Below are 6,842 nucleotides of genomic sequence, written 5' to 3' on the forward strand. Positions count from 1 at the left end.
CGCGATGAGTTTTCTTCTGCGCGCCGGTCTACATCTCAGGTTCTGACGGAAGAACCATGATCTTCACGCCTTGACCTTCACAATGGTTGAGGTTGCAGGATCGTCTAACAAGGTCAGTCAGCATCTCACCGAGGAGAACGAACATGTCGAGCAGCGAAACCAGCGTTACTGCACAGACCACCGTCACGAAACTCAACCCGCTCACCCTTGAACTGAGCCGTCCCGGTGCCGTCCTCTGGACCGCGGTGATCGCCCTCGTCCCCAACCTGGTGCTGTGGTTGCTGGCACTTCCCGCCGGTGCGTCGTTCGAAATGACGGACGCGGGTAAGACCACCAGTGCAGCGCCCGGTGGTGTCATCGTCATGACTGTCGTTCCCATCCTTATCGGAATGACCCTCGCCGCGCTGATTTCCCTGAAGTGGCCGGCCATCATCCGCCCCGCAGAGGTCATCGGGGTCGTCCTCGCGCTCGCGACGATCGTCCTGACCATTCAGGCCGATTTCGACACCGCCAGCACCCTCTCGCTCTCGCTGATGCACGTCGTGGTCGCGGCTGCGATCCTCGTGGGGTTGGAAGCGATGCGTCGGCGGATCTTGCGCGCTGCCTAGTCGAAGAGGGTGGGTGCGTCTCCCGCCGATTCGCCGTCGGTTGCAGTTTCCGGCCGCTCACCGTCACCAGCCTGGACCTCACCCGCCGGGCTGGTGGCCTTGTGCACCACCGACAGCGCCGTCGTCCGGACGGACAGTCGGTGCCCGTCGGGGTGCTGCAGCGAAGCGAGACCCTTACTGATTTCGACCACCAGCCAGGGTCCGGCGTGACCAGATGCCTGCACCAGATCACCTACCTGTATCTGTACGGCTACCACCGCTTCCTCCCAAGGTCTACTGCACCGACTGTGTCAGCGTAGCGACATCGGCGGGCGCCGGGCGAGTGACCGGAGAGGGTGCGGTGGCCGCACTTGGTGACGCGTGGCAGGGCGTAATCACCGGCGATCGTCACTACGGCATCCGCAGACCTGCGCCGGGACTACGCGGATTATCAATTGTGGCGCAACTACTTCCGCGCCCTTCTCTGATCCGGCGCCCGGGCGCTACCATCCGTACCGCGCTGGCGTTGACGTCAGGTATCAAGACCCGGTGTCACCGAGGCGTGACACGTAAACGGGTATCTCGGGTGGCGTGGTTCGCCGCGCGGCTTCGCGCGATCAGCTCACGACAGGGTTGAAGGAACCGAACGCCAGGTCGGCCGACGGCCATTGACCGGTGGCTTCGACTTCGGCGAAGGCGAGGTCGAAGGCGTCCACGAGCCAACTGTGCTCGGCGGTGACGATCACGTGGTCGGGGGTGTCGGCCGAATCGCTCTCTTTGAAGAGGGCAACTCGCCACAGGGCGGCCGCATCCGGCTGATCAGCGAGTATGCCTTCGGCGTTGACGGCGAGGAGATAGTGCTGGTACTCGAAATCGATGCGAATGGCGTAGCCACGACCGATGTTGACGATGCTGGCCGGGCGGTGGGTGGCCGCAGCGAGCATCATGAGCTCATCGGCGTAACGATCGGTAAATGCGTGGGCGAGGGGCACGGGCGTCTCGTCTCTGTGAAAGGTCGTGAGGCGACTGCCTCACGACCGGCCACACAAGTCTGCGCTCTGCTACACAGCTGGTGTCTCGGCTTGAAGTTTCTAACAATACGGTATCGATGCGACCAGTGGGGACCCCGTAGGCCCTGCGGCCGCGGTTTCCACAGCGAGCGCTGCGTTGGGTCGCCGCCCCTGACCTGCGCAGCAGCCAAGCGTGCGCCCGGTCTCGCGTCCGTTGGTTTCTTTTGCTCACGGTGCGGCAAACGCGGGCCTCACTCGGAGCGGCTGCCCAGTAGTGCGGCAGCGTGCGGTACTCGATCGGCGGACACGTTCGGGTCGACCTGGTCACCGGGTGGTAGGGATCTGCTACCCCTTCGATGTCGCCGGCGGGATGTCGCCGGCGGTGATGAAGACGGACAGGCCACCATCTCTTTTCCGACCAGAGGGGTGGGCCCGAAACGTGAGAAGCCGCCGGGACCTGGTGGTGTCAGCGGCGACTTCGCATCCTCGGCGGGCACACTACGCACTGTTGGTCTGACCAGGCCGGGGTGACGGTGCCCGCCAGTGCGCCTCTCGGCAAGTGGTCGCTCGAAGCGACATATCTAATGTGGTACCCGGGGCATTGGATCGGACACCGTCGACTACCTCAACGAGGGGGATGTCCCCGATATTCCCAGAGGGGAGACGACTATTTTCCGCGTTCGACGATCTGCTCGGCGACCGCGTGGAGGCGGGTGTTGGTCTCCTGCGAGAGGTGCGTGAGCATCTCGAAGGCGCGGATGGCATCGACATCGAACCGTTCCATGATCATGCCTTTGGCCTGACCGATGATGTCCCGGGAGACCAGCGCAGACTGTAGTTGTTCCTTGGTGCGGGCGGCCATGAGGGCCAACGCGGCGTGAGCGGCGAGAACCTCGGCCGTCGACTCTTCCTGGAGACCGAAGGCGTGTGGTTCGAACGCGAAGAGATTGAGCGCGCCCATTTTGCCCTCGGATGTATACAACTGGAACGAGAGGGAACTGTAAATGCCCACGTCGACGGCGCCGGCGGCGAATCTCGGCCACCGATCTTCCGTGCGGAAGTCGTCGCAACGGACCACCAGGTTGGCCACAGCCGCCGCTACGCAGGGACCCTCTCCGAGTTCCTCTTGAACGTGGTCCAACTTGGGCAGGAGGTCGGAGGTCGTGGCCACCGATTCGAACTTCTTCCCGCCCCCGGAGACCATCAAGATGCCCGCACACGCTTCCGTCGGCATCAAGTCGACAGCGGCGGCGGTCACGGTGGACAGGCTTTCCTCGATCGAGCGCGGGGTGGAGAAACTGCGTGCCAGATCAGCCATGGTGCGGACGATGTCGCCGCTACCCGAACCGCTCATCACAGCCTCCTCTGTTCGTCGATGCGGTTCCCGGAAGGCAACCGTTCGACCGTCGTCAGAGTCCACCCTAGGCGGCCGCCCGCTCCGACGGAGGGGCACCGGGTATTGCGTCCGATGTCTGGAGTCAGTTCGGGCCCAGAGGTCGTGCGAACAGAACCTTCGCCGCGGTACGCCCGACGGTGAGCAACCCGTGGAGCGGGGACAATGCCGAGCAGGCAATCGACCACACCGTCGTCGTGCCGGCCGCGGGAAGCGGTCTGCCGGCGAATCGATCTGTCAGCCACTCGAGCATCGCGGGCGCGGAGATCACCATCAGTGACAGGTGTTCACTCAATCGATCCCGCACATAGGTGACGTGAGCGCCGCCCTCGACATACCGCTCGACCTGCCCGTCCACGTCGTCGATATCGATGATCTGGTCGTGGACCGGGTGCACCACCAGCAACGGGCATTCGGGTATGCGTCCGCCGAGCCGGATGTCCTCGAACACCTCCAGCACCTCAGGCGTGGCCAGGACGTCCGCCAGGGGGATATCGGTGTAGTCGTCGAAATCGTCACGGGCGAAACGTGCGACAGCTTCTACCGTCGACATCGTTTCGATCTTGTCGAGTCGCCGAATCCCTTCGTCATCGGCGTGGGTGCGGATCACTCGTTCGAGGCCGGGATAGATGTGGCGCAGTCCGGCGACGACGAGCGCGGGGAGGCCGGCGTGGAGGGTGCCGTTGAGCCGGATGTAGGTTTCGCCCGGGTCACCGACCGGGGCGCCCAGCGCTGCACCCACGATGTGGATGTCGGGGGCATATTCGGGGGCCATCTCGACTACCCAGGATGAGGCCATGCCGCCACCGGAGTATCCCCACACGCCTACTGGGGTCGAGGCGTCGAGTCCGAGAGGCGCGAATCTCAGCGCCGCACGGATACCGTCGAGGACGCGGTATCCGGGTTCCCGGGGTGCGCCGAAGAAGCCGCCCATGCCCTCGTGGTCGGCCAGCGAGACGGCCCAGCCGCGCTCGAGCGCATTCGCGATGATCAGCATTTCGAGGGGCGGGAGGCTGCCGGGCGAGAACGCACCACGCTGCAGCGCGTACGACGGAAAGCACTTGTCGGCGATGGCGTCGATCGCACACTGATATGCCAGTAGCGGTCGCGCCTCGTCCGGGTCGGCGCCGAAGGGCAGCAGCACGGTGGTAACCGCTACCTCGGGAGCCCGATGCAGATCGCAGCTGCGGTACAGCAGCTGCCAGGCCGACACCTTCTGGGGAATTGCGCCGAGCAGTGCCAATTCGACTTCCCGGCTGCGGAGCACGGAACCCGGCGCCGAAGCGGCGAAACCGGCAGGTGCGACATAGAAGGGATCATCGCCCGGCAAGATCGGCCGACTCCGTTCTGCCAGGTCGGGAACAGCCGATTCCGGCAGCGAGTGTTCGGCGATTTCGGCGTTCAGACTCATCACGCGACCTTTCCAGGACAGAACCCCGCAGAGGCGGACGCTCGGTCGGTTACCCGGTACGACGAGTGACAGACTCTCACACCGTCGCCGGGGACCCGCACGCGGTGACCCGGATCACTGCTGGAGTGGTCCCACTCAGCTGTCCTTGGGAGCGAGCCGAGCGGCGAGAAGTCCTTTTCCGAGTTCGCCACCTTTGAGGCTCACCGCCTTCGCTCGCTGGAAGAAGTCGATGAGCTCGGTGTCGCCGGCATGTTCGGCGTCCCGGATGTAGCCCTCGAGGCGCAGGGCATTACTCAGTGACGCTTCGACGAACCAGATCAAGTTGTAGTCCTTGTCTTTCGTTCCTGTCACCGCTCCGGTTTCCTGATCGCTCATCAGTTACTCCTCCTCGACCAACAGGCCCCCTGCTTTCCAATACGTACCCCACCCCGGCCGCCGTTCACGGCGGAACGGGAGAAGAAGCCGGTGGGTGTGGCCGAACGTTCTCATCGCCGTCACACGTCCGTGACATGCTGAAGTCGTGGCAAAGCAGAGTGCCGGGGTGCTCCCATACCGGATCCGCGACGGCGTCCTCGAGGTGTTGATCTGCCATCCGGGTGGTCCGCTGTGGGCGAGGCGGGACGCGGGATCGTGGTCGATCGTGAAGGGCGAGTATGCCGCCGACGAGGTTCCGTGGGTTGCGGCGCAGCGGGAGTTCCGCGAAGAGGTCGGTCTCGATCCGCCGGAGGGCACGATCGTTCCACTTGCTCCGGTCCGGCAGCGGGCAGGAAAGGTGGTCAGCGCTTTCGCTGTGGAAGGTGATCTCGACATCACCGATGCCGTCAGCAATGAATTCGAGATGGAGTGGCCCCCTCGGTCGGGTCAAATGAAGTCGTTTCCCGAGATCGACCGGGTCGAGTGGTGTTCCGTGGCAGTGGCGCGGACGCGACTGATCGCCGCGCAGGTGGCGTTTCTGGACGAGCTGGTGAACGCTGTCGAAGCAGCCGACCGCACCGATCGGCCTCCCGTTCCGGAATAGATGCCGAGGGCCGGTGTTGTGGAGGGGGAGAGCCGACACGGGGTGTACTCGCGCCCCGACGAAGGGAACCGACAATGTCGAACGTCACCGAGACCGCCGTCCTGGCCGGAGGTTGCTTCTGGGGTGTGCAGGAACTCGTCCGTAAGCAGCCAGGCGTGATCTCCACACGCGTGGGATACACCGGCGGCGACGTACCGAATGCAACGTACCGAAATCACGGCTCGCATGCGGAAGCGATCGAGATCGTGTTCGATCCGTCGAAGACGTCCTACCGGAACCTTCTCGAGTTCTTCTTCCAGATTCACGACCCGTCGACGAAGAACCGGCAGGGTAACGACATCGGAGCGAGTTACCGCTCCGCGATCTTCTATACGAGCGACGAGCAGCGACGCGTCGCCGAGGACACGATCGCCGACGTCGACGCCTCCGGACTCTGGCCCGGCAAGGTGGTCACCGAGGTGACCGCGGCCGGCGATTTCTGGGAGGCGGAGCCCGAGCACCAGGACTACCTGCAGCGGTTGCCGGACGGGTACACCTGCCACTTCGTGCGACCGGGGTGGAAGCTTCCGCGCCGCGACGCCCAGGTCAGCTGACACCTGCTCTATGTGGTGTTCGCACGCCGCGGAGATTGCGGGACCGCTGGGTGCCGACTTCCACATCGGGCTGAATCCGTCGGAATTCGGCCGCGTCTCCAATGTGGTTCCGCCGCCTCCGCTTCCGATCGATCTGGCCGCACTCGACCCCGAGAGTGTCATCGTCAAGACGTTCACAGGGCCGGGCCCCGATGCGTCCGCCGCGTGGACCGCTGAATGGCGACAGGCCGAGAACGGTGCGGCGGGTGGTCACGGTAACGCACGCTCCCTTGCCCGCATCCAATCGGTGGTGGCATGCGGCGGCGAGGTCGACGGTGTCCGTCTACTCTCGCCCGACACCATCGCGCTCATCTTCGAAGAGCAGTCGAATGGCGTCGACCTCGCTCTCGGGGAACCCATCCGGTTCGGAATCGGCTACCGACACCGGCGTCGGTTCCCTTCGTTCCCGAGGGACGGATCTGCTTCTGGGGCGGCTGGGGTGGATCCCAGGTCGTCATCGACACCGAGCGGCGAATGACGGTGACCTACGTGATGAACAAGATGGGTCCGGGACTGCTCGGTTCCGACCGGAGTGCGCAGTACGTGTCGACCGCCTTCGCCGCGGTCGAGTGAGTAAGGCGTGTAAGACATCTCACGGCGACTTGACCTCGAGCGCGCTCGAGGTTCGAGAGTGGGTGTGCGCCGCGGAACAAGCCGGGGTGCACGCCCACGAAGAAGGGACCCTCGTGTCTGAATACACGCTGCCGGAACTCCCCTACGACTACGCAGCTCTCGAGCCGCACATCTCCGGCAAGATCATGGAGCTGCACCACGACAAGCACCACGCCACC

8 protein-coding genes and 2 pseudogenes are annotated in these 6,842 nt (G+C 64.5%); 5 read left to right on the forward strand and 5 right to left on the reverse strand.

Annotated features, from left to right (window positions below; all coding sequences use genetic code 11):
• The first annotated feature begins 143 nt into the window (after positions 1-143).
• Positions 144-608: a DUF6069 family protein gene (locus NOF53_RS26680; RefSeq protein ID WP_255974564.1), complete on the forward strand. Its 465-nt coding sequence runs from the start codon at positions 144-146 to the stop codon at positions 606-608.
• Here the strand turns inward: NOF53_RS26680 and NOF53_RS26685 are convergent.
• From NOF53_RS26685 to NOF53_RS26705, 5 genes are all read right to left on the reverse strand, one after another.
• The gene (locus NOF53_RS26685) at positions 605-865 is read right to left on the reverse strand and encodes a hypothetical protein (RefSeq protein ID WP_255974566.1); all 261 of its coding nucleotides are present in this window, start codon (positions 863-865) and stop codon (positions 605-607) included. The two genes, NOF53_RS26680 and NOF53_RS26685, sit on opposite strands and share 4 nt — an antisense overlap.
• A 339-nt stretch (positions 866-1,204) precedes the next feature.
• On the reverse strand, positions 1,205-1,579 hold the full coding sequence (locus tag NOF53_RS26690; RefSeq protein ID WP_255974568.1) for a hypothetical protein: 375 nt from the start codon (positions 1,577-1,579) through the stop codon (positions 1,205-1,207).
• A gap of 685 nt (positions 1,580-2,264) precedes the next feature.
• Complete coding sequence (locus tag NOF53_RS26695; RefSeq protein ID WP_255974570.1) at positions 2,265-2,951, reverse strand: GAF and ANTAR domain-containing protein; 687 nt, start codon at positions 2,949-2,951, stop codon at positions 2,265-2,267.
• A 124-nt stretch (positions 2,952-3,075) separates the two neighbouring features.
• Positions 3,076-4,401, reverse strand: coding sequence for a lipase family protein (locus NOF53_RS26700; RefSeq protein WP_255974572.1), 1,326 nt, complete (start codon positions 4,399-4,401; stop codon positions 3,076-3,078).
• Between the two features lie 135 nt (positions 4,402-4,536).
• Entirely contained in the window at positions 4,537-4,776 is a 240-nt protein-coding gene (locus NOF53_RS26705; protein WP_255974574.1) for a hypothetical protein, read from the reverse strand.
• Positions 4,777-4,921: 145 nt separating this feature from the next.
• Here NOF53_RS26705 and NOF53_RS26710 point away from each other — a divergent pair, with 145 nt between their 5' ends.
• The 4 genes and pseudogenes from NOF53_RS26710 to NOF53_RS26725 form a co-directional block, all read left to right on the forward strand.
• Positions 4,922-5,419: an NUDIX hydrolase gene (locus tag NOF53_RS26710; protein ID WP_255974576.1), complete on the forward strand. Its 498-nt coding sequence runs from the start codon at positions 4,922-4,924 to the stop codon at positions 5,417-5,419.
• 74 nt (positions 5,420-5,493) lie between these two features.
• Entirely contained in the window at positions 5,494-6,012 is a 519-nt protein-coding gene (msrA, locus tag NOF53_RS26715) for a peptide-methionine (S)-S-oxide reductase MsrA (protein ID WP_255974578.1), read from the forward strand.
• A 25-nt stretch (positions 6,013-6,037) separates the two neighbouring features.
• Positions 6,038-6,624, forward strand: a pseudogene (locus tag NOF53_RS26720) (serine hydrolase); the annotation flags it as partial.
• A gap of 113 nt (positions 6,625-6,737) precedes the next feature.
• Positions 6,738-6,842: pseudogene (locus tag NOF53_RS26725) on the forward strand (superoxide dismutase); the annotation flags it as partial.

Source organism: Rhodococcus tibetensis (assembly GCF_024438035.1).
Classification (GTDB): Bacteria; Actinomycetota; Actinomycetes; order Mycobacteriales; family Mycobacteriaceae; genus Rhodococcus_F; species Rhodococcus_F tibetensis.